At 28.5% G+C, this 22,634-nt stretch carries 20 protein-coding genes; 10 read left to right on the forward strand and 10 right to left on the reverse strand.

Annotation, left to right across the window (positions count from 1 at the left end; all coding sequences use genetic code 11):
- Positions 1-9 precede the first annotated feature (9 nt).
- The 8 genes from BLO14_RS03825 to BLO14_RS03860 all read left to right on the forward strand — a co-directional run bounded on the left by BLO14_RS03825 (position 10) and on the right by BLO14_RS03860 (position 9,907).
- The gene (locus BLO14_RS03825) at positions 10-1,731 is read left to right on the forward strand and encodes a V-type ATP synthase subunit A (RefSeq protein WP_091973302.1); all 1,722 of its coding nucleotides are present in this window, start codon (positions 10-12) and stop codon (positions 1,729-1,731) included.
- A 28-nt stretch (positions 1,732-1,759) separates the two neighbouring features.
- Complete coding sequence (locus tag BLO14_RS03830) at positions 1,760-3,064, forward strand: V-type ATP synthase subunit B (protein ID WP_091973078.1); 1,305 nt, start codon at positions 1,760-1,762, stop codon at positions 3,062-3,064.
- A gap of 2 nt (positions 3,065-3,066) precedes the next feature.
- Positions 3,067-3,666: a V-type ATP synthase subunit D gene (locus tag BLO14_RS03835; RefSeq protein WP_091973081.1), complete on the forward strand. Its 600-nt coding sequence runs from the start codon at positions 3,067-3,069 to the stop codon at positions 3,664-3,666.
- Between the two features lie 10 nt (positions 3,667-3,676).
- Positions 3,677-5,506 carry a V-type ATP synthase subunit I gene (locus tag BLO14_RS03840; RefSeq protein ID WP_091973304.1) on the forward strand — a complete coding sequence of 610 codons (1,830 nt, stop codon included), beginning with the start codon at positions 3,677-3,679 and terminating at the stop codon, positions 5,504-5,506.
- 12 nt (positions 5,507-5,518) lie between these two features.
- Positions 5,519-5,953 carry an ATP synthase subunit K gene (locus BLO14_RS03845; protein WP_004790144.1) on the forward strand — a complete coding sequence of 145 codons (435 nt, stop codon included), beginning with the start codon at positions 5,519-5,521 and terminating at the stop codon, positions 5,951-5,953.
- 71 nt (positions 5,954-6,024) lie between these two features.
- A complete protein-coding gene (locus BLO14_RS03850; protein ID WP_091973084.1) occupies positions 6,025-7,011 on the forward strand; it encodes a hypothetical protein in 987 nt (328 codons plus the stop codon).
- 16 nt (positions 7,012-7,027) lie between these two features.
- Entirely contained in the window at positions 7,028-8,836 is a 1,809-nt protein-coding gene (gene lepA / locus BLO14_RS03855; protein WP_091973087.1) for a translation elongation factor 4, read from the forward strand.
- Positions 8,837-8,956: 120 nt separating this feature from the next.
- Entirely contained in the window at positions 8,957-9,907 is a 951-nt protein-coding gene (locus BLO14_RS03860; protein ID WP_091973090.1) for an L-lactate dehydrogenase, read from the forward strand.
- A 49-nt stretch (positions 9,908-9,956) separates the two neighbouring features.
- Here BLO14_RS03860 and BLO14_RS03865 read toward each other — a convergent pair whose 3' ends face one another.
- From BLO14_RS03865 to BLO14_RS03875, 3 genes are all read right to left on the reverse strand, one after another.
- Positions 9,957-11,492 carry a YifB family Mg chelatase-like AAA ATPase gene (locus BLO14_RS03865; protein ID WP_091973093.1) on the reverse strand — a complete coding sequence of 512 codons (1,536 nt, stop codon included), beginning with the start codon at positions 11,490-11,492 and terminating at the stop codon, positions 9,957-9,959.
- Positions 11,493-11,918 carry an iron-sulfur cluster assembly scaffold protein gene (locus tag BLO14_RS03870; protein WP_091973096.1) on the reverse strand — a complete coding sequence of 142 codons (426 nt, stop codon included), beginning with the start codon at positions 11,916-11,918 and terminating at the stop codon, positions 11,493-11,495.
- A 71-nt stretch (positions 11,919-11,989) separates the two neighbouring features.
- A complete protein-coding gene (locus BLO14_RS03875) occupies positions 11,990-13,258 on the reverse strand; it encodes a cysteine desulfurase (RefSeq protein ID WP_091973099.1) in 1,269 nt (422 codons plus the stop codon).
- Positions 13,259-13,443: 185 nt separating this feature from the next.
- Here BLO14_RS03875 and BLO14_RS03880 point away from each other — a divergent pair, with 185 nt between their 5' ends.
- Positions 13,444-13,764, forward strand: a complete 321-nt coding sequence (locus BLO14_RS03880; protein WP_091973101.1) for a hypothetical protein — start codon at positions 13,444-13,446, stop codon at positions 13,762-13,764.
- A complete protein-coding gene (locus tag BLO14_RS03885) occupies positions 13,754-15,052 on the forward strand; it encodes a hypothetical protein (protein WP_091973104.1) in 1,299 nt (432 codons plus the stop codon). Before BLO14_RS03880 ends, BLO14_RS03885 begins: the two co-directional genes overlap by 11 nt.
- Positions 15,053-15,062: 10 nt before the next feature.
- Here the strand turns inward: BLO14_RS03885 and BLO14_RS03890 are convergent, their stop codons facing one another.
- From BLO14_RS03890 to prfB, 7 genes are all read right to left on the reverse strand, one after another.
- A complete protein-coding gene (locus BLO14_RS03890) occupies positions 15,063-16,316 on the reverse strand; it encodes an ABC transporter permease (RefSeq protein ID WP_413783460.1) in 1,254 nt (417 codons plus the stop codon).
- Positions 16,313-16,993, reverse strand: coding sequence for an ABC transporter ATP-binding protein (locus BLO14_RS03895; protein ID WP_091973106.1), 681 nt, complete (start codon positions 16,991-16,993; stop codon positions 16,313-16,315). Before BLO14_RS03895 ends, BLO14_RS03890 begins: the two co-directional genes overlap by 4 nt.
- Position 16,994: 1 nt before the next feature.
- Positions 16,995-18,248, reverse strand: coding sequence for an ABC transporter permease (locus tag BLO14_RS03900; protein WP_091973108.1), 1,254 nt, complete (start codon positions 18,246-18,248; stop codon positions 16,995-16,997).
- Positions 18,249-19,277, reverse strand: coding sequence for a hypothetical protein (locus BLO14_RS03905; protein ID WP_091973111.1), 1,029 nt, complete (start codon positions 19,275-19,277; stop codon positions 18,249-18,251).
- Entirely contained in the window at positions 19,274-20,119 is an 846-nt protein-coding gene (ftsY, locus tag BLO14_RS03910) for a signal recognition particle-docking protein FtsY (protein WP_091973114.1), read from the reverse strand. Before ftsY ends, BLO14_RS03905 begins: the two co-directional genes overlap by 4 nt.
- A 36-nt stretch (positions 20,120-20,155) precedes the next feature.
- Positions 20,156-21,565, reverse strand: coding sequence for a hypothetical protein (locus BLO14_RS03915; protein ID WP_091973117.1), 1,410 nt, complete (start codon positions 21,563-21,565; stop codon positions 20,156-20,158).
- A protein-coding gene (gene prfB, locus BLO14_RS03920) for a peptide chain release factor 2 (protein WP_143280320.1) occupies positions 21,547-22,624 on the reverse strand; the annotation gives its coding sequence in 2 pieces (ribosomal slippage) (positions 21,547-22,566 and positions 22,568-22,624; 1,077 coding nt in all). The genes BLO14_RS03915 and prfB overlap by 19 nt, the downstream gene beginning before the upstream one ends.
- Between the last annotated feature and the right edge of the window lie 10 nt (positions 22,625-22,634).

The raw sequence follows: 22,634 nt of genomic DNA on the forward strand, positions 1-22,634 counted from the left end.
GGAATTTTAATGAAGACAAAAGGAAAAGTTGTTGGAGTGAATGGTAACTTAGTTGCTATTGAGGTAGAAGGTTCAGTTTCTATGAATGAAGTTTTATTTGTAAGGACTGCTGGTAGAAATTTGAAAGCCGAAGTAATTCGTGTTAGAGGGAATGAAGTTGATGCGCAAGTTTTTGAATTGACAAAAGGGATATCTGTTGGAGATGTAGTTGAATTTACAGACAAGCTTTTAACAGTTGAATTAGGGCCAGGTCTTTTAACTCAAGTTTATGATGGGCTTCAAAATCCTTTGCCCGAACTGGCTGTTCAATGTGGATTTTTTTTAGAAAGGGGGGTGTATTTAAGACCCTTGAATAAAGATAAAAAATGGAATTTTAAAAAAACTTCCAAAATTGGAGACAGAGTTGTTGCAGGGGATTTTTTGGGTTTTGTAATCGAAGGAACTGTTCATCACCGAATAATGATTCCATTTTATAAAAGAGATTCTTATAAAATTGTGGAAATTGTAAATGATGGTAACTATTCGATTGATGAGCAAATTGCTGTAATTGAAGATGATTCTGGTACAAGACACAATATTACAATGTCTTTTCATTGGCCTGTTAAAATTCCTATTACTAATTATAAAGAACGACTTATTCCTAGTGAGCCTATGTTGACTCAAACTAGAATTATAGATACATTTTTTCCAGTTGCCAAAGGAGGAACTTTTTGCATTCCAGGTCCTTTTGGGGCTGGAAAAACGGTTCTTCAGCAGGTCACAAGTCGAAATGCTGATGTTGATATAGTGATTATTGCAGCTTGTGGTGAGCGAGCAGGAGAAGTTGTAGAAACTCTTAAGGAGTTTCCCGAGTTGATAGATCCAAAAACCGGTAAATCGTTAATGGATAGGACTTGCATTATTTGTAATACGTCTTCAATGCCAGTTGCAGCTAGAGAAGCCTCTGTTTATACCGCTATTACTATTGGCGAGTATTATAGGCAAATGGGCCTTGATATTCTTCTTTTGGCAGATTCAACTTCAAGATGGGCTCAAGCTATGAGAGAAATGTCTGGTCGCCTCGAGGAAATTCCTGGTGAGGAGGCTTTTCCGGCCTATCTTGAGTCTGTTATTGCTTCCTTTTATGAAAGGGCAGGCATCGTAGTTCTTAATAATGGCGATATTGGATCTGTAACAGTTGGTGGTTCTGTAAGTCCTGCTGGTGGTAATTTTGAAGAGCCAGTTACTCAAGCAACTTTAAAGGTTGTAGGAGCATTCCATGGACTTACAAGAGAAAGATCTGATGCTAGGAAATTTCCAGCTATTAGCCCTCTTGAATCTTGGAGTAAATATAAAGGTGTTATTGATCCTAAAAAAACGGAATATGCAAGATCTTTTTTGGTAAAAGGTAGCGAAATTAATCAAATGATGAAAGTTGTTGGAGAAGAAGGCATAAGTAACGAGGATTTTTTAATTTACTTGAAATCTGAACTACTTGATTCATGTTATTTGCAACAAAATTCATTTGATTCTGTTGATGCTGCTGTTAATGCGGAGCGTCAACATTATATGTTTGATATAGTTTATAAGATTCTTAAAACTAACTTTGAGTTTTCTGATAAGCTTCAAGCAAGAGATTTTATAAATGAATTAAGGCAAAATCTTTTAGACATGAATCTTTCTTCTTTTAAAGATCATAAGTTTAATAAATTGGAGCATACTTTGAATGAATTGGTAAATTTAAAAAGGTAATTTAGAGGATTTGGAGAAATATATATATATGAAAAGAGTCTACAGTAAAATAGAGTCTATAGCAGGCAATGTAATAACTGTTACAGCTCAAGGTATTAGGTACGGTGAGCTTGCTATTGTGAAAGCAAAAGATACAAGTTCTCTGGCCGAAGTAATTAAACTTGATCGAGAAAAAGTTTCCCTTCAAGTTTATGGTGGTACAAGAGGTGTTTCTACGTCAGACGAGATAAAATTTTTAGGACATTCAATGCAAGTTTCATTTTCTGATAATTTGTTGGGTAGAATTTTTGATGGTTCTGGGAATCCTAGAGATGGAGGCCCTTCTCTAGATGATAATTTGATTGAAATTGGGGGGCCTTCTGCAAATCCCGCAAAACGTATTGTTCCTAGGAATATGATAAGGACAGGACTTCCAATGATAGATGTTTTTAACACTCTTGTTGAATCTCAAAAATTACCAATCTTTTCTGTTTCTGGTGAGCCTTATAATGAGCTTCTTGTAAGAATTGCACTTCAAGCAGAGGTTGATTTGATAATTCTTGGTGGAATGGGGCTTAAGCATGATGATTATTTGACTTTTAAAGATTCTTTAGAAAAAGGAGGCGCTTTAAGTAGAACAATTTTTTTTGTTCATACTGCTAATGATTCTGTTGTTGAATCTTTAACTGTTCCTGATATTTCGCTTTCTGTTGCTGAAAAGTTTGCTCTCAAGGGTAAAAAAGTTTTAGTTCTTCTTACAGATATGACAAATTTTGCTGATGCGATGAAAGAAATATCTATTACAATGGAGCAAGTACCTTCTAATAGAGGTTATCCTGGAGATTTATATTCTCAGCTTGCATATCGTTATGAGAAGGCTATTGATTTTGAAGGTGCAGGATCGGTTACAATACTTGCGGTTACAACTATGCCGGGTGATGATGTTACTCATCCTGTTCCTGATAATACTGGGTATATTACAGAAGGTCAGTACTATTTAAAGGGCGGCAGAATAGAACCTTTTGGATCGCTTTCAAGGCTCAAGCAAATGGTAAATAGTAAGACCAGGGACGATCACAGGACTATAATGGATTCAATGATTAAGCTTTACGCATCTTCAAAAGAATCTGTAGAAAAGAAGGCTATGGGATTTAATATGACTAAGTGGGATGAGAAATTACTCAAGTATAGCAACATGTTTGAAAGCAAGATGATGGATTTGTCTGTTAATATTCCTTTAGAAGAGGCTTTAGATTTGGGTTGGGATATTCTTGCTAGTTGTTTTAGTCCAAAAGAAACAGGAATAAAAACAGACCTTATTGAAAAATATTGGCCTAAAAAAGAGACCTTTTGATTATGCCTAAAATTAAATTGACCAAAAATGATCTTAAAAAGCAAAAAGATGAACTTAAAATGTTTAATAGATATTTGCCTACTTTGCAGCTTAAGAAGCAACAGCTTTATATGGAAATTGTTAGAATTGAGAATTCTTACAAAATCAAAAATCTTGAGCAACAAAAACTTAAGGATAGTATTTCAAATTGGATTTCTCTTTTTGGCGAGAAATTTCCTTTTGAGAGTTGGATTCAAGTAAAAACAGTGGTAAAGAAGTCTTTAAATATTGCAGGGGTTGCAATTCCTATATTTGATTCTATTGAATATGAAGATATAAGGCATGATTTACTTTTTACTCCTTATTGGGTAGATAAGGGGATTGAAATTCTTAAAATTGTGATTCAAATTGATGTAGAGCTTAAAATTTTAAAAAAACAAATCGCTTTGCTTTTAAAAGAGTTTCGAGTAACATCCCAAAGAGTTAATTTATTTGAGAAAGTGATGATACCAACAGCTAAAGCTAATATAAAAAAAATTAATATATATCTTGGAGATCAGCAAACTGCAGCTGTTGTAAGAGGTAAAATTGCTAAGTCTAATTTGATTGATAAAAAAAGATAGGAACAAGCTTATGATTGTAAAAATGAAAAAAATTCTACTTTTGACTTTATCAAAATATAAAAAAGAATCATTAGAGATTTTAAGAGATTTTGGAGCAGTTCATATTAATTATTGTAATAAAAGTTCGGATTCCTTAAAAAAAAGCATTGATGATCGGCAAATTTTAATGCAAGCTTTTTCGCTACTTAGAGAAGATGGAGGTGTTAAGGCTTTGAAATCTTCTAATGGTAATTTTTTGGATATTGCAAAGAGCATAGTCAATTTAGGTAATGAGATTAAAGAATTTCAAGATATTAAACGATCCTTATTGCATGAAAGGAGTTTGATTTCTGTTTGGGGGAATTTTTCTTTAGAGAATGTTAACAAATTGAAAGAATCTAACATTTATATTCACTTTTTTAAAATCCAAAAAAGTGAATATAAAAATTTATTAAAAGATCCTAATGTTAATGTTTTTTTGATTAAAAATGTAAAAAACACTTCTTATTTTGTAAGTGTTGGTGAGTTTGAACAAAAAATTGAGATTGCTGATGAGTTTAAGTTTAATTTTGATCTTGATTATATTAATAATAAATTAAAGGTTGTTGATGAGATTTTGGATCAAAAATTGACCCAAATTTCTCTTTTTAATAAATATATTGATATTTTAAGGGATGAAATAAAAAAATATGATCAAATTGTAGAGTTTGAGCAAGTTTTAGCTGATATGCAAACCGATTTTGAGGATTTTTCGTATATTACAGGATTTGTTCCAGCTGAAAGTCAAGAATCTCTTAAAAGCTCTGTGTTAAAAGCAGGTTTTGCAGTTCAATTTGCAGATCCTGAAGAAAACGATATTATTCCAACCTATATAAAAAGGAAAGGAATCGCCAATTTAGCTGCTCCTATTTTTAGTATTTTAGAGACAATTCCCGGGTATAAAGAAAGAGACATAAGTTTTATTTTTATGTTATTTTTCTTTGTGTTTTTTGGTATGATAATAGGTGATGCAGCTTATGGAGTGATATTTTTTTTGATAGGAATTTTGCTTAGTTTGAGTTTTATTCTTAAAGGTAAGCCTTTAACTTCAGTTCATGGGTTAATATTTTATCTTAGTGTGGCATCGATACTTTATGGTTCTATGACTGGGACTTGGTTTGGTAGTTCTTTAGTTCTTGAAATGTTTCCTATTTTGAATTCATTTAAAGTTAGTTATTTGACAGAGAAAAATAGTGTTCAAAATATTATCTTTATTTGCTTTTCAATAGGAGTTTTGCAAATTTCATTAGCTCATGTTTGGAATTTTTTCAGACAAGTAAAAGAAAAGCCCCATGTTCATTCAATTGCACAGATTGGTTGGCTTACATGTATATCTGGTCTTTATTATCTTGTTTTGAATTTAATACTTAGTCAATCTCGATTTCCCATGTATAATGCTGTTTATAATATAATATATTTTGGTGTTGCGCTTGTATTTGTTTTTGGCAAGCAAGATGGTTCAAATTTTTTCAAGTGCATATTGAAAAGTTTTGGGGGCATTATAGAGCAGTTTTTAACCACTGTGTCAGGGTTTGCAGATATAATATCTTATATTAGGCTTTTTGCAGTTGGACTTGCGGGGCTTTCAATCTCAGCAAGTTTTAATGCTATGTCAATGCCTTTGTTAAAATCTTCCAATATTGGTTTTATAGTGGCCGGGATTATTGTTATACTTTTTGGGCATATTTTAAATATAATGCTATCTCTGCTTTCAGTGATTGTTCATGGGGTAAGGCTTAATATGCTTGAATTTTCGAACCATTTAGGGCAAGAATGGAGTGGGCACGCTTATAAGCCTTTTAGAAAAATAAAAAAAAAATAAAAAGGAGTACTTATGGATATAGGTTTAATAGGAGTTAATTCAGCTTTGACAATCTCAGCAATAGGTTCTGCATTGGGTATGGGAGCAGCAGGTAGTGCTGCTATTGGAGCATGGAAGAGGTGCTATATGCAAGGAAAACCAGCGCCATTTCTATTGATTGTTTTTGTCTCAGCACCATTGACTCAAATAATATATGGATATATTTTAATGAACACGTTATATGAGGTAATGATGCAGACTAATCCATGGTTGCTGCTTGGAGCTGGTCTTGGTGGTGGATTTGCGATTGCTGTTTCTGGATTTGCTCAAGGTAAGGCAGCAGCAGGTGCTTGTGATGCTTTTTCTGAGACTGGGAAAGGATTTGCTACATACCTATTAGTTTTGGGCTTAATAGAATCCGTTGCTCTTTTTGTAATGGTATTTCTAATGATATTTAAGTTTGTTTAATTTTGATTTATTATTTATTTTAATATTAAATTTTCTCGTAATTTATGAGTTAATTTAATATATTTGTTGTTATGAGAAAATTGGTTTTTATTTTTTTTGTTTTGCCTTTTTCTGTTTCTTTGAATTCTTCAAATAATAAAAATTTTCCTTATTGGATTTTGCTTGAAAAAGGTAGACAATTTCTTTATTCTAAATCTGAATTTAGTAAGTCTAATCTTACACATGCTATTAATTATTTGCAGGAAGCTTTGCTTAGAAAAGGTGTTTATCCCGAAGCCAGCTATTATTTGTCAGTAGCTTATGGGATGTCTGGCAATACTGTTCTTGAAAAATTAAACCTTTATAAGTCTTTTGAAGATAAAGATTATTTGATAGATGAATCTTTTGAAAAAAAAATACTTTTTTCTTTAGCCAAAATGGCCGAACTTGAGAATAATTATGTTGATACGATTGATTATTTAAATGATATATTAAATAAGTTTTCAACCAAAAAAGATTATTATAGTTATCATGATTATTCTCAAGGTAAAAATACTACACCAAATAATAAATTTAATGTTTCATTTTATTTAACTTCTTATTTAAAACAAGTAAGAGGAGCTTTTGGTATTGATTTTACTTTTAATCTTTACAGATTTAAGAACTACAATGTTATTGATACTCACCAATTATTGTCAAAAGTTTATTTGCGCCTAAGGGCTTATGAACTTTCAATTACTCATGGACTTATAGCTGCAGTGGGGATTTTAACAAGAATGTATGATTATGTTTGTTATTATGAATCTGTGTATCAGTTTAGGAATTTAAGGTCTTTTGTTCAAAAAATTAATGAGTATAAGGAAATAAAAAATGCTTTTGAATCAACAGATTTTTGGGAAATAATTTATAATGTTGCTGTTGCTACCTATTCATATTCTAATGGTAATTATGGATTTAGAGCAATAGATACTTGGAAATTAATAGTGGATCTTGCGCCAAGATTTTCTCCTTATATTGCTAAATCAAGAAGCCAAATTAAAAATTCTGTATTTAAAAAAAATATAAATTTTAAATCTTGATTTGTAGTTTGGGGGAGTGCGTATTAGTATTTGTAAAAAAAATTTTTGTATTATTGCACACATTGATCACGGTAAATCGACATTAGCCGATAGGTTTATTCAAAAGGCCAAAATAATATCTGATCGTGATTTTAAAAGTCAAATGCTTGACAGTATGGATATTGAGCGAGAAAGAGGAATTACAATAAAAAGTCAGGCAGTAACAATTACTTATAAAAGTAATGATGGTGATTTTTATGAGTTAAATTTTGTAGATACTCCAGGTCATGTTGATTTTTCTTATGAAGTCTCAAGAGCAATTTCATCTTGTGAGGGCGCTCTTTTATTAATTGATGCAAGTCAGGGAATACAAGCTCAGACGGTTTCTAATTTTTATATGGCCTTTGAGCATGATTTAGAAATTATTCCTGTTATTAATAAGATAGATCTTCCAAATGCTAATATTGATTTTGTAAAAAAGCAAATAAAAAATGATTTAGGATTAAATGAAGAAATTGCTATTTTGATTTCTGCTAAGAATGGAATAGGAATTGATAATTTGCTTGAAGCTATTTGTAAGCATGTGCCATCTCCTAAAGGAAGTATTAAGGATCCATTAAGAGCATTAATTTTTGATTCGCATTATGATTCTTATAGAGGAGTTGTTGTTCACTTTAGGATTTTCGAAGGACAAATCAAGACAGGCGACAAAATTAGGTTAATGCATACCGATAGTGAGTATTTAATTGAGGAGATTGGGGTTTTTAAAATATCTCTTGAAAGAAAAGATAGGTTAGAAGCAGGGGATGTTGGATATTTTATTGCAGGAATAAAAAATATATCAGATGTGAAGATTGGAGATACAGTAACTCTTTGCAATTGTCCTGCATTATCTCCCCTTGAGGGATTTAAAGAAATTAAGCCTGTAGTGTTTTCTTCAGTGTATCCTGTTGATGCCAATCAATATGATGACCTTTTAAAGGCAATGGATAGATTAAAGCTTAATGATGCATCGTTAACATTTGAAAAAGATTCATCATCGGCTCTTGGCCATGGTTTTAAGTGTGGGTTTCTCGGTCTTTTGCATTTAGAGGTTATTCAAGAACGTATTGAGCGTGAATTTGATTTAAATGTGATATTGACTTCTCCTTCTGTTAGATACAAAATAATTCCTAAAAAGGGAGAATCTTATTTTATTGAAAGTCCTGAACAATTTCCTGGAAATGAAGCTATTGAAAGTGTGCTTGAGCCTTATATTAGAGCTAATATTATTGTTCCTACAGAATTTTTAGGAAATATTATGAGTGTGTGTTTGTTGAAAAGAGGAGTGCAGACAAATTTAATTTATCTTGATACTAAGCGAGTTGAGCTTATTTATAAAATGCCTCTTTCCGAAATCCTTTTTGATTTTTATGATAAGATTAAGTCTGTAAGTCGTGGATATGCTTCTTTTGATTATGAACTTTTAGATTATGAATATACGGATTTAGTAAGATTAGATATATTAGTAAATGGGGATAAGGTTGATGCACTTTCTCAATTGGTTTTTAAAGATAGTGCAAGAACTAAGGCTGCTGGGATTTGTAAAAAGTTGAAAGATGAAATATCAAGGCAACAATTTAAAATAGCTATTCAAGGTGCTATTGGCTCTAACGTTATTGCTAGAGAGACAATCTCTCCTGTTAGAAAAGATGTTACTGCCAAGTGTTATGGTGGTGATATTACTCGTAAGCGAAAACTTTTGGAAAAGCAGAAAGAAGGCAAAAAGCGAATGAAGATGGTAGGAAATGTTGAGATTCCACAAAGTGTTTTTCTTGCAGTTCTGAAATCTAATAATGATAATTAAATATATTTTTAATTATTTAAGGTATGTGATTGGCAAATCCCTTAGAAATGCGATAAAATATTTTTGTCATTACGTATTTAAAATTAGTTGTATGTAGTTTAAATTTATATGGAGTAATTTATGCTTAAGTCTAATAAAGTTGTTCTTATCGGAGCTGGTGGAGTGGGTTCAAGCTTTGCTTATGCTTTGACAATAGACAATTCGCTTGTACATGAACTTGTAATTATTGATGTTAATGAAAATAAAGCAAAAGGTGAGGTCATGGACCTTAATCATGGCCAAATGTTTTTAAAGAAGAATATTAATGTATTGTTTGGGACTTACAAAGATTGTGTTAACGCAGATATTGTTGTAATTACAGCAGGACTTAATCAAAAACCTGGTGAAACAAGACTTGATTTAGTTGATAAAAATTCTAAAATTTTTAAAGATATTGTAACCAATGTTGTGTCTAGTGGCTTTGATGGTATTTTTGTCATTGCAACTAATCCTGTAGACATTATGACTTATGTTACAATGAAATATTCCAAATTTCCTATTCATAAGGTTATTGGCACCGGTACTATTCTTGACACTTCAAGGCTTAGATATTTTTTAAGTGCTCGTTTTAATGTGAACACTCAAAATGTACATTCATATATTATGGGGGAGCATGGTGATAGTTCTTTTGCTACTTGGGATGAAACAAAAATAGCAATGAAGCCTTTATCAGAATACCTTACTGAAGGCAAAATAACTGAGCTAGAGCTTGATGAAATTCATAAAAAGGTTGTAAATGCTGCTTATGAGGTGATTAATCTTAAGGGAGCAACTTATTATGCTATTGGGCTTGGTATTAAGAATATTGTAAATGCAATAATTGGGGATCAGAATATTATCCTGCCAATATCTTCTTATATTAATGGCCAGTACGGGGGATTAGTTAAAGATATCTATATTGGAGCACCTGCCATAGTTTGTAAAGAAGGAGTCAAAGAAGTTTTAAACTTTAAGATAAGCTCCAAAGAGCTTGATAGTTTTAACAGTTCTGCTAATCAGCTTAAAAGCTATATTGATAAAATAACTTTTTAGTTTTAAGAAGTGAAATTTTAATTTAAAGACCCCCAATATTTGAGGGTCTTTATTTTTCAAGCATATTTTCTCCGTTTTTTCTATGTTCAATTGCTTCAAGTAAGGCTTCTCTTGAAATGTTTTTTTCTTCCCTTAAGTCGGAGATTGTTCTTGCAATTTTTAATATTGAATGCGTTGCCCTTGAGGATATGTTGAGTTTGTTTAGAATGTAAATCAAATCATTTTTCAATATTGCACTTAATTCGCAAAATTTTTCAATGTGATCGGTATTAAGATCAGAATTTTTATTTATATTTGAAAAATTTTCGTATCTTATATTTTGAATGTTTCTTGCTTTTATTATTCTTTGTTTTATTTCGCTTGAACTTTCGCTTTTTTCGCTTAGTAATTTTTCATTAGTAATTGCTCTTGTTGGGACCCTAATATCAATTCTATCAAGCATTGCAGCTCCAAGTTTTTTCCAATAATTTGAAATTTCTTGTTGTGAGCAAAAACAATCTGTGTTTTTTTTGCCAAGATTTCCACAAGGGCAAAGATTCATTGCAAGCATTAGTTGGAAATTGGCAGGGTATTTGAATAATTTGGAACTTGCTCTTGAGATTGAAATTGATTTATCTTCAATAGGTTCACGTAAAGATTGTAAGATGGATTTTTTAAATTCTAAAGCTTCATCTAGAAATAATATTCCATTGTGGGCAAGAGACACTTCTCCAGGTAAAGGATTAGAACCTCCCCCAATTATTCCTTCTTTACTAGCAGTATGGTGAGGATTTCTAAAAGGTCTTTGTTTTATTATCTTTCTGTCTATTAATTTCCCCGATATTGACCATATTCTATTTGTTTCTATCAGTTCTTTGTTTGTAAGTGGAGGAAGAATAGATTGAGTGCACTTAATACTGAGTGTTTTTCCGCTTCCAGGTGGACCAAATAACATTATGCTGTGTCCACCAGCAATTGCTATTTCAATTGCTCTTTTTACTCTTTGTTGTCCTTTTATATTTTTAAAGTCATAATCTAAAATACAATCTTGTTCAGTTATTGTGTGTGGTTTAACATTTGTTCTTGGGGGAAGTATATTGTCGTTTAATTGTTCTATTATTTTTATGGTTTCTTTTAAATCTTTAACACCCCAAATATTCAAACCATCTATTAGGCAAGCTTCTTCTAAATTTTCAAAGGGAACTATTGCAAGTTTTATTTCGTTTTCTTTGGCAAGAGCAATTGCTGGTAAAACTGCTTTTATTGATCTTATTTTGCCATCTAATTGCAATTCTCCCAATACTAAGATTTCTAAATTTTTATTATTTTTGTTTTCTTGGATTTTAATAATGCTAATAGCAATTGAAAGGTCAAAAGCTGTTCCAAGCTTTTTAATTCCAGCTGGTGCAAGATTTATTAATATTCTATTTTTAGGGAAATGAAAATTTGAATTTTTGATAGCTGATTTTACTCTTTCTCTCGATTCTTTAATTTCGCTTCCAGCAAGCCCCACGATGTCAATTCCAGAGCTTCCTTTTTTAATGTCTATTTCAATTTCAATTAGTTCTCCTTCGTATCCTATTGATGAGTGTGAATAGATTTTCATCTAACAGCTTTCCCTTAAAGACTTGTAGTTTTCCAAACTATCTTTTAATGATTTGTATGGCAGTAAAAAACAGTCTTTTCTATTTGTATTTGTAAATATGTTGAAAATTTTTAAACTTGCGTCAATTTCGTCTAGATTTGCAAAATCATTGTTTATCACTTTTTGCACTAAGTTTAGGATTTCGGGTTTTGGTTTGTTATTGCACAATTTGTTTAAAGCGTTGGCGCTTGCAAGTAAAATCATGCATCCAGATGCATGATGTTTTAAATTAAATTTTCCGTTATTTTCTTTTTTTATTTGGAATAAAATTTGATCCCCGCATTTAGATTGATGTTTGAAATTTTGATTTGTTTCTACTTTATGCATTATATAATTATTTATCTTACTAAGCTTTACTAATTTTCTTTTAATTTTTTCAGTGAGCATAATTTAATTTTATTTTCTTTGATTTATTAAATCAATAATAAAAGATAATATGAAGTTTATTTTCTAAATTTTTATGAAAGCTCTTTTATTACTTTTTTTAATCCTAATATGAAAATATCAATTTCTTTTTGTGTATTATAAAAATAAAAGCTAATTCTTAAAAGATGGTTTTTGTTTAAATTTTCTGGAAAAAATGCTACATAAGAACAAGTTTTTCCGGCTCTAGTTGCTATTCCCATTGTATCTAGATAGGTTTCAATATCGTGTGAGTGAATATTTTTTACTGTAAATGATATTATTGAATTTCTTTTAAGATTTGTATTTAGTAAAAATTCAACTTCATCAATCTCTTGTAATTTTTTTATCCCATATTCTATTAATTGCTGATCATGTTCTAAAATAAAATCCATAGAAATATTATTGATATATTTTATTGCCTCTTCAAGTCCAATAATTCCTGCAATATTTGGGGTTCCCGATTCAAATTTATTTGGAGCATCGAGTGATTTAAATTTAATTTTTTTATTTTTGATAAATATTTCTTCGACAGTATTTCCTCCTAATTTTGAGCTATGAAGTTTTTCAGCCATATTATTTGAAATATATAAAATTCCAATTCCTGTTGGGGCAAGCATTTTATGCCCAGAAAATACCAAAAAGTCACAACCAATTTTTTTGACATCTATTTTTACATGAGGTGCCATTTGTGCAGCATCTATAAAAAGACTTATATTATATTTTTTTGCGATTTTTCCAATAGATTCTAAATCATTAATGGTTCCTAGGGTATTATTTATTCCGGAAATACTGATAAGCTTTGTTTTTTCTGTAATAAGTTTTTCAATTTCTTCAGGGGTAATAATTCCCATTTCATTGAATTTAGCAAGCTTAATTGTTAGATTAGCTAATTTTGCAAGATTTGCCCATGGCAGTAAATTACTATTGTGTTCAAGAGTTGTAAGAATAATTTCATCTTTTTTTTTAAAGTATTTTGAGTAAAAAAACGAGTTTGCAATGGTATTGATTCCGTCCGTAGTTCCAGAGTTAAATATTATATTGTTTGCAGATTCTGCATTAATGAAATTTTTTACAAGTTCTCTTGTTTTTTCTATTTTTATGCTTGATTGAATTGCAAATTTGTGACCGCTTCTGTGTACATTTGCATTGTAATTTTCATAATATTCGATGCTAGAGTAAATTACTTTTTTAGGCTTTTGAGAGGTTGCTGCATTATCAAAATAAATTATATGTTTATTGTCAATCTGTTTATTTAAAATAGGAAAATCTTTTCTTAAAAACTCGACTTTTTCGGCATTATTTTTTATTTGTTTGAAATCCATAATCCTTACAAGTTCCTTTGTTTTAATTTTTAGCTTTTAATAATTATAGCATTATTTTTCATTCTACAAAAAAAAGTTTAAAATGATTATTAATTAATAATCATTTTTTTTAAAAATTGAAGTTTATTTTTTTGTATAAATTTTGTTTATTGGTTATGTTTTTTGATTATGATATACTCGTTTATATGAAAGAAGTAATTTATAGGTTTGAAAAAGCCGAAGATTATAAATTGGTTCCTATTAATAATATTTATGGGAATGTAACTGATACAGGAGAGATTTTTTGTGATCTTGTTTTCGAGTCTACAGAGATTTCTGAGGAGATTGCTTATACTAAAACCAAAGAAGGTGTTTTAGAAGAGGCTTCAAAAGAATTAAAACGTGGAGAAGAGGGTAAAATAGTATTAATTAACTCTTTTATAGGAATTTCTATTACAAAGATTACTGCTAGAAATATTGCTTATTGGCTTTTAAAAAAAGTTGATGAATTAGAAGATAATGAATAGCAAAACGTCTGAAGATAGAATTAAGATTTATTTATCAAAACTTAGGAAGCATAAAAATAAAATTTTAAGCAAAAAGAGTATTAAAAATATTATTGAAGTATCAGATATTTCTGATAATGATATTGAAAATATGGAGCTTTATTTTAGAAGATCTTATGTGAGAGTTAGAAGATTTGTCGATATGGGGAAGATAGGTGTTGCTTTTAGAGAGCTTGAATCTATTTATTTTTATTCTCTTCACGACAAATCAATGTTTAGTTTATTTTTTTCTCTTTTTAAAGAGATTGCTGATAAAGTAAATACTAAAGAATCTAAAAAAAAAATGATTCATGTAAGTTTACAAGCAAAAGAATTTGGAATAAGAAATGATTTGGATTTAATAGACTATTATGAATCTAAGAAATCTAAGAGTAGAATTTTAATATTAACTTTGAGTTCTATCTTGATATTTTTTATTTCTTTGATTACTTACAGATCTTTTCAAAGTTTCGTTGGTGTAAATGGAAATGGTAAAATGGCTTTAAAAGAAAAATTTACTTCTTCTACCGCATCTCAAGGTCTTCCCCCTATTACTATGGCTAAAGATTTAGTAGTTGAGGCTGTTGATCTTATTTCACGTCCCAAAGACTTCTATTACATAGAAATAGAGGATGCTAAAGTTCTGGTATTTGAAGATGCACATTTGTATCAGCTTAAAGCGGGAATTGTCTCAACAACGTATCCTGTTAAAAAGATTTCTTACAGAGTTGCAGTTTACGATGATCTTGGCAAATCTGTATTTAATCAGGTTTTTAATAAAGAAAGTGATTTTTTTGCAAAATGGGGTAAAAATGTTTATATTCCAATTGATGTTATATCAAGTATACCAAGAGCTATTGATGTTAATCCTAAAAAAGTAGTATTAGATATTATTGAAATTGATTTTTTTGAAAATGTTGATGATAAAATTGGTGTAAATCTTGACTCAGATTCTTTTATATTGAAATTTAAATATATTGGAAATTATTTTAAAAAGTCCTTTGGAATTTGTAAGGCAAATACTGTGGTAGAAGTTTTCAATTCTTCAAAAGATGTTATTAAAGATTTGGAAATTGAAATTAGTTATATTGATAAGGACGGAAGAACTATTAGGTCCTTGAGACGTAAATTAATCTCTTCTGCCAATTCTTTTTTAAAATCTAAATCCAAACAGAGTTTCACAATTAGTACTATTTTCCCAAATGAGATTTATCCCACAATTGAAAAGGATTTTTCATCTATTAAAATTTATAATGTGATGATTAAATAGAGCTTTAAAATTATCTTAAGATTTCTTTTTCTTTTAAATTTGAGACAATTTTAAGCGGAATCAGTGTAGTTAAAATGTTTATTAGCATATATAAGCCAAGAAGTGTTAAGCTAAAGCTCAAGCTTAAATGTATTTGAAATTCAGATACGTAGTATTCTGAGTTTAATATTTCAGAATTTTCTTCTCCAAATATTTTTAAAAAAAAGTTTAAAATATTATCAACAAAGTTTATTAAATAAGATATTTTAAGTGTTAAATAATTTCCAAGTATTATTCCAATCCCACAAAAGGTGGTGCTTAATGTGAGTGATATTAAAAGAAATATTATTTTTATGTTTAAATTATTCATTCCAATTGATTTTAGTATTGCAATTTTCTTTTTATTTTCAAAAATAAGCATTGAAAGGGACGAAGATATATTAATGCTTGCAAATATTATAATCAAAGCCATAATGAATATTAAAAGTTTTTTACTTATATCTAGATTATTGTATTTATTTAAATAAAGTTCATAGAATGTGTTTATTTGGAATTCTTGAAATTCGGTTTCTAAATTCTGTTTCAAGATTTCATTGGTTTTTATGGAATTGGAATTTATTTCAAGTCCAATTATGCTTTTTGAAAACTTTTTTGACATTAAATTTTCGTTTTCAAAAGAAATTAACACTAAATTATTATCAATATCTTTTAGCCCGGTTTCAATTATTCCCGAGATATTAAACTTTTTTATTCTGGGTATTATTGTATTGTTTTTTGTATTTGGAATCAAAATGTCAATTTTTTCATTGAGATTTAAATTAAGTTTATTTTTTATTTGATTTGAAATAAGTATAGAATCCTTTTTTAAATTTTTACTACCTTTTATTAATTTTATTGATTTGTTTTCCAATATGAATTCATTTTCTATTGCTCTTATTAAGACACCTTGTTTTTTATTATTTCCAATAATTCCATAAGTTCTTTTCTCAAAAAAATAATTTAAATCTTTGTAATTATATTTTTTTTTAAATGAGCTTAATCTGTCTTTTAAGTAATGGATTTTATTTGTGTCGTTGTATTCTATTTGTGTAGAAAATCCTTCACTTTCAATATATTTATTAATAGTAGAAGTCATAATATTGCTAGACATATAGTAGACGATAATTAATGGGATCATTACTAGACTTAATGATATTCCAGAACCTATTAAAGCTATTTTATTTGTTGAATTTTTGAAAATTATATATGCAATTTTTGTAATTTCTCTTAGTTTTAAAAGCATCATATTTTTTTCAATGTCCTATCTTTGAATTCATATTTTGAATCTGCTTTGTTCGCAAATTGAGGATTATGACTAACTAGTATTAAGGTTTTTTTAAAATTTTTTGCTGTATTGATAAGTAGATTTTCTACAGTTTTAGCTGTGATTAAATCTAAATTTCCAGTAGGTTCGTCACACAAGATTATATTAGGTTCATTGATTAACGCTCTAGCAATAGCAACCCTTTGTGATTCGCCTCCTGAGAGCTCTGAAGGGTAATGGTTTGCTCTGTTTTCTATTTTTAATGTTTTCATTAGATCTAGAGCTTTTTTATTTATGGTTTCTTTTGTTTCTTGGCCTGAGATAATTTTGGGTAAAATTATATTTTCAAATACACTAAACTCATTTATTAAATTATAATTTTGGAATACTAAACCTATTTGTCTGTTTTTATACAAACTTAATGTTTTTTCATTTGCATTTTTCAAAAATATTCCGCATGATATTATCTCTCCAGAATCTATTTTATCAATTCCTGAAATCATATTAAAAAGAGTGGATTTTCCGCAACCACTTTTTCCTTGAATTGAAATAAATTCGCCTTTTGTTACAGTTAAGTTTAAATTTTCTATTACTTGAATTTTTGTTTTATTTTTTTTGTATGCCTTGCAAAGATTTTTTATAATTAATATATTTTCCATTTTATGATCCATTTATAGTTTCAATGTTTTTTTGATTTCCAATTTTTTTTGTTGCTTTCACGCTTGAATATATTGTAGAAAAGCATGCAAAGCAGAAAGTAAATGCTAAATCGCTTAAAAATAATTTAGGAGTAATTGTATTTTTTACTATTTGTATAGTAATGTTATCTATTTTTAAAGCCAATATTTGATTTAAAAAATTTATTTGAGTGTTTACCAGGTTGTCAATTATTTTTAAAATTTCATTTATATTTAAGGAGATTAAAATTCCCAGTATCAATCCAAGAAGTCCTCCTATAGTGCAGATTATTATTGAGTGAGTAAAAAAAATTTGCTTTATTTTTTTTACTCTAAGCCCCATGGCTAATAGTATTGAAATGGCTTTATTCTTGTTTATTATTATTCTTTTTTGTAGATAATATGTATTAACGGCAATAACAATGAAAATGCTTGCTAAAATAATTAACATTGTATTTCGTTCTATTTTCAATGCTTTGTAGAATTCTTTATTATATTCATTCCAAGTTTTTATTTTGATTTTTGGATTAATAGCTTTGATCTTTTCAATTAATTTGCTACTTGGATTTAAATTTTTTGTTTTTATTTGGTAGTTAATGCTAGAATTATGTAAAATTTTATTTTTAATGAAATAGTCTATATTCATAAAAATCAAAGTTTCATTTGTTTTTGCATAATCGCTTTTGAAAATTGATTTTATTTTGAATTTTTTAATATCATTTTCTAATGATATAAGGTTTTTTATTTCATCGGTGATTATTAATCCCAGGGTATCATTTTCGAATAAGTTAAAATTGTATGAGAGTATATTTCCAATAATAATCTCATTGTCTTTAAGATCTAGTTCAGCTTTTTTAAGTCCTGTAAATGAAATAAAATTTTGGTCTTTTTCGAGATCTTTAATATCAACCGCAATGATGTTCAAAATAGTTGGATAATAATAATTTTGAATTCCAATGCCTTGTGTTTCGTATATTTTATTTATATGTTTTATTCCCTCAATTTTTTCAATTTCTTTGATTTCTTTTTGAGTAAGTTCATTTTCTATTTTTAAATTTCCACTTTCTACATTTGTAATGCTAAGGAAGAAATCGTTTTGAAAACCATTCATGATTGATATTGTTAGGATAATTATTATTTCACCTAAGGTAATGCTTAATATTATTACAATTGTTAGGGCTAGACTGTTTTTTTCTTCTATTATTAATCTTTTAAGCAAAAAACTTCTTATATTCATTTAATTTGTTTCCATTAGTTTTTCTTCGGTGACTTTTCCATTCTTATGTTTTACTCTAAGAGCGGGCTTTTTATTGTAGTATATTTCTTCTTCATATTCATTATCATTGTGGTATTCGGTTTTTAGATAAATTATATCGTTTTCATAGATTTTTTTGCTTTTTAATTGATTGTCTTGGCTATATTCGTATTCAATTTTAGTATTGGTATATTGGTCTTTATCCTTTTCTTTAGTGTTTTGAAGAATTATCATATCAGATGAGTTGTATTGAAAATCATTTATTTTTATAAGTTCATTATTTTTATATGTTTCTTCTTTAATTAGGTTATTTCCTTGATAGGTAGATATAATTTTTGTATTTTCTTCTTCAAAGGTATTTACTATTTTTTGTTCATCTAGATATTGGTTTTTTTCTTTGGATTTTATTTTATTATTAACAATTAACGCACTGTTTAAATTTCTTTTTTTGTCATCATATTTTATCACTTTTGTTGTTGATTTTTTGATGTCAAAATATGTAGATTTTATGTCGCCGTTAATTCCATAATTCCAAATTTGAAAATTTGACCCCGTTATTTTTAGTAATTTACCATTTTCATCTTTAGAGTAATATATTAATTTTGGTTTTTGGTGTATTGTTTTTAAATTTTTGGATATTAAGTTGCCGTTTTCATAAAAGTAATTTGCTGTTTCAAGAATTTTTCCTTTGTTGTCATATTCAATTTCTTGTATTTTATTATTTAAATTGTCGTATATTTCTTCTTTTCTTTTTGTATCTTTTGTATCATAATATGTGATTTTTCTTGTATTTTCTATGATTTGAATTGTCTTGTATTTTATTAAATTAGTTTCTTTATATAAGTAGAGTTTCTCGATATCATCAATAAAATGATGCTCAATGTAAAATCCTGTTTTTGGTTTTACATCCAATTTTTGGTATTTATTGAAAAATGCATCAGACGCAAAATAGCTTTTTGCATAAATAATTTGTGGTATAAATAGAAGAAGTATTAATTGGTTTTTTTTCATAGTAATTTATTAAGATATTCATTGATATCAAATTCTTTAATGTCTTCTATTTTTTCTCCAAATGTAGTAAAGTATATAGGTTTTTGAAGAATTTTTGAAGTATTTATTATTGTACCCGCTCTTGAGGATGAATCTAGTTTAGTAATTATTATTCCGTCTATTTCTATTGCTTTATTGAAAATTTCTGCTTGACTATTTGTATTTTTTCCAATAGTAGAATCGATTACAAGTATTTTTTGATAATTGATGTTAGCGTTTTTTATTTGCTTTAATATTACATTGTTTATTTTTTGAAGCTCTTTTATTAAATTTTCTTTATTTTGCAATCTTCCAGCTGTGTCAATAATTAATGCATCGTAATTTTTAAGCTTAGCGCTTGAGATGCTGTCAAATATCACAGCTGATGGATCGCTTCCTTGGCTTTGAGATATTATTCTGATTCCGATTTGTTCCCCATAAATTTTCATTTGTTCGATTGCAGCTGCTCTGAATGTATCAGCAGCTGATATTAATATATTTTTGCCTTCATTTTTTAGTTTATTTGCAAGTTTTGCTATGCTTGATGTTTTTCCAATTCCATTTATGCCGACTATTAACAAAATGTTTAATTTGTTGTCTTCTAGAATAAATTTTTTTGTGTTAATATAACTGCTTAAAAGTTCTTTTAAGTTTTCAATAATAGTTTTTTCGTTTTTATTTTTTTCTTTTGTTAATTTGTTTAGTATTTCTATTACAATTTCATTGTTAATGTCTGATTCTAAAAGAATGTCTTCTAGGTTTTCAATAACATTTTCTTGTTGATTGCTTTTAAATAAATTTTTTATTTTTTCTAAAATACCCAAAAGTTTGTTCTCCTATTTTATTGTTAATTGTTAAATCTATTCTCCCAGATTTGCTTCTTTAATATATTCTACTAAATGAGTTATTAATGAAATAAAGCTACCAATACTTAAAGTGATGCCTGCTCCAAATAGAAATGTTGCGGTCATTTGTTCTGCTTTTGCCATATAAACATCTTCAGCTGTTAAATTTTTGTTGATAAAGTGATTGCCAGCTATTTTATAAAGTGATTCTGCGTTGTTAAGCAATGTTCCTGCAAAAATGGTTCCTATTGTGCTTAATGTAAAAACAGCTAGATTAATGTAAAACTTATCTCTTGTGCTGCTGAGTCTATTTTTGCCAGTTTTTATCATTTCTATTTCTACTTGATCTTCTTCTTTATTTATTAACTTGAATTTATCTTTATATCCTTCAGATTTAAGCAAAATGATGTCTTGATTTTCTGGTTTTTCAATTTCAATTGGGGTTTCTCCCATGAATATGCCTTTTTTAAAAACTTTAGATTTTACATTGCTTGTAATTGATGCTTTTTTAGAGTTTGTTCTTTTTAATTCAATATTCAATGTTATTGAATCTGCATTTTTTACCGTTCTTCTAGTAGAGTAGTTTTCGAAATTTTTACTCATGACTTGTATTTCAATTTCCTTGTTTGGGATTTTAGAAATGTCAAAAATATTGTCGTAATAGATTCCTTTTGAAACAAATTTTTCATTTATGTAGATTTTTGCATCTGGGTTGTTTTTGACGTTAATATTGATTTTTAAAAATTCTCTACCTAATATTTCTTTGAAACTGTGGTTTGTTATTGTATCTGTAATTTCATTAATAGAAGATGACGTTTTAAATACCGCTTTTTTAGTCTCAATTTTTTCAGACATAATGTTGCTAATTTCTAGTAAATAATAATTTTCTATTTTTTTCAGGTCAATATAATTTATAAAAAACAATTCTTCTTTTATGAAAAATTCTTTATTTAAATTTGAGATATTTCTTTGTTCTTCGATTTTTTTATATTTTACTTTTAGTTTTTTTAAATTTTTAGAATATTCTGCAAATACTTTTTTTTTGCTATCAATATTTTGGATATTTTTCTTAAGTTCATCAATTTTGGTTTTGGTGTCATGCATTTCTTTTGCGTTTATTATATTTTGAAGTTTTTTTTTATCCATTTCTTCTTTTAATTTGCTAATTTCAAGTTCTGTTTTTATTATGTCTTGATTTATATAAATATCTTCAATTATGTTTTTATCATCATTGTTTACGATATGTTCTGTTATTTTGTCATATATTTTGTTCAATTGTTTTTCAATTCCTTTTTTAAGGTCAATGTTTTCTTTTTTTGTATTAATGATATAGGAAAAGTTGTACTCTATATTACTTTGAGAATGTATTTTGTATATTGTAAATATTAGTAACGATATTGTCAGCGTTAGTTTAAGCTTTTCCATTTCAAATACTCTTCTATGAAATTATCTATATTGCCATCCATAACCGAAGTGGTGTTTGAATTTTCAAATTTTGTTCTGTGATCCTTTACCAAATTGTAAGGTTGAAATACGTAAGATCTTATTTGATTGCCCCAAGAAATTTCTTTTTTCGTGTCTTGTTTGGATTTGTTTTTTTCATCTTCTTTATTCTTATAGTATTCGTAAAGTCTTGATTTTAAAACTTTCATTGCCATTTCCTTGTTTTTGTGCTGACTTCGGTCGCTTTGAGATTGAGTTACTATTCCTGTTTCAATGTGAGTTATTCTTACAGCAGAGGATGTTTTATTGACGTGTTGCCCTCCGGATCCCGATGCTCTGTATGTATCAATTCTTATATCTTCTGGTTTGATTATTATTTCTATTTTTTCATCGATAACAGGGTCAACAAATACTGATGCAAAAGAGGTATGTCTTTTTTTAGCAGCATCAAATGGAGAAATTCTTATAAGACGATGTATTCCGACTTCACTTTTTAACAATCCGTAAGCATACTTTCCTTTAATTTCTATTGTAACAGATTTTATTCCGCCTTCAGCTTCAAGCAAATCGATAAGTTCTGTTTTGTATTTTTTTCTCTCAGCATATCTTGAATACATTCTGTAAAGCATTGCAACCCAGTCGCATGCTTCAGTGCCTCCAGCACCAGAATGAATGGTTAAAAAAGCGTCGTTTGCATCAAGTTCTTCTTTAAAGTAAGAAATTGTAAGCAAATCTTTGTATTGTCTTTCTAGTGCATTAAATTCGATTTCCAAGCTAACAGTATCTTTTTCATTTTCAATGATTTCGCACAGATCGTTTAAGTCTTTAATTTTATTGATTAACTCTTCCCACGGATCAATTTTGTTTTTTAAAATGCTTTGAGCTTTAATAACGCCTTGGGCTCTTTTAGGATCATTCCAAAAATTTTTCTGGCTTATTTCTTTTTCGTATTCTTCGATTTTGGCTTGAATTTCTTTTTTGTCAAAGCTTCCTCCAAATATCTTCAGCTTGTTTAAACAATGTATTTATTTTTTCTTTCATTTTTATTTCT

It is taken from the genome of Borreliella japonica (assembly GCF_900099615.1).
GTDB classification, from domain to species: Bacteria; Spirochaetota; Spirochaetia; order Borreliales; family Borreliaceae; genus Borreliella; species Borreliella japonica.

Coding starts and splice junctions, on each gene's coding strand:
- BLO14_RS03835 (WP_091973081.1), top strand. CDS start 3,067: ATGCCTAAAATTAAATTGACCAAAAATGATCTTAAAAAGCAAAAAGAT.
- BLO14_RS03825 (WP_091973302.1), top strand. CDS start 10: ATGAAGACAAAAGGAAAAGTTGTTGGAGTGAATGGTAACTTAGTTGCT.
- BLO14_RS03875 (WP_091973099.1), bottom strand. CDS start 13,258: ATGGATTTCAAACAAATAAAAAATAATGCCGAAAAAGTCGAGTTTTTA.
- BLO14_RS03900 (WP_091973108.1), bottom strand. CDS start 18,248: ATGAATATAAGAAGTTTTTTGCTTAAAAGATTAATAATAGAAGAAAAA.
- BLO14_RS03830 (WP_091973078.1), top strand. CDS start 1,760: ATGAAAAGAGTCTACAGTAAAATAGAGTCTATAGCAGGCAATGTAATA.
- BLO14_RS03850 (WP_091973084.1), top strand. CDS start 6,025: ATGAGAAAATTGGTTTTTATTTTTTTTGTTTTGCCTTTTTCTGTTTCT.
- BLO14_RS03905 (WP_091973111.1), bottom strand. CDS start 19,277: ATGAAAAAAAACCAATTAATACTTCTTCTATTTATACCACAAATTATT.
- BLO14_RS03890 (WP_413783460.1), bottom strand. CDS start 16,316: ATGATGCTTTTAAAACTAAGAGAAATTACAAAAATTGCATATATAATT.
- BLO14_RS03915 (WP_091973117.1), bottom strand. CDS start 21,565: ATGGAAAAGCTTAAACTAACGCTGACAATATCGTTACTAATATTTACA.
- BLO14_RS03895 (WP_091973106.1), bottom strand. CDS start 16,993: ATGGAAAATATATTAATTATAAAAAATCTTTGCAAGGCATACAAAAAA.
- BLO14_RS03880 (WP_091973101.1), top strand. CDS start 13,444: ATGAAAGAAGTAATTTATAGGTTTGAAAAAGCCGAAGATTATAAATTG.
- BLO14_RS03865 (WP_091973093.1), bottom strand. CDS start 11,492: ATGAAAATCTATTCACACTCATCAATAGGATACGAAGGAGAACTAATT.
- BLO14_RS03860 (WP_091973090.1), top strand. CDS start 8,957: ATGCTTAAGTCTAATAAAGTTGTTCTTATCGGAGCTGGTGGAGTGGGT.
- BLO14_RS03840 (WP_091973304.1), top strand. CDS start 3,677: ATGATTGTAAAAATGAAAAAAATTCTACTTTTGACTTTATCAAAATAT.
- BLO14_RS03845 (WP_004790144.1), top strand. CDS start 5,519: ATGGATATAGGTTTAATAGGAGTTAATTCAGCTTTGACAATCTCAGCA.
- BLO14_RS03870 (WP_091973096.1), bottom strand. CDS start 11,918: ATGCTCACTGAAAAAATTAAAAGAAAATTAGTAAAGCTTAGTAAGATA.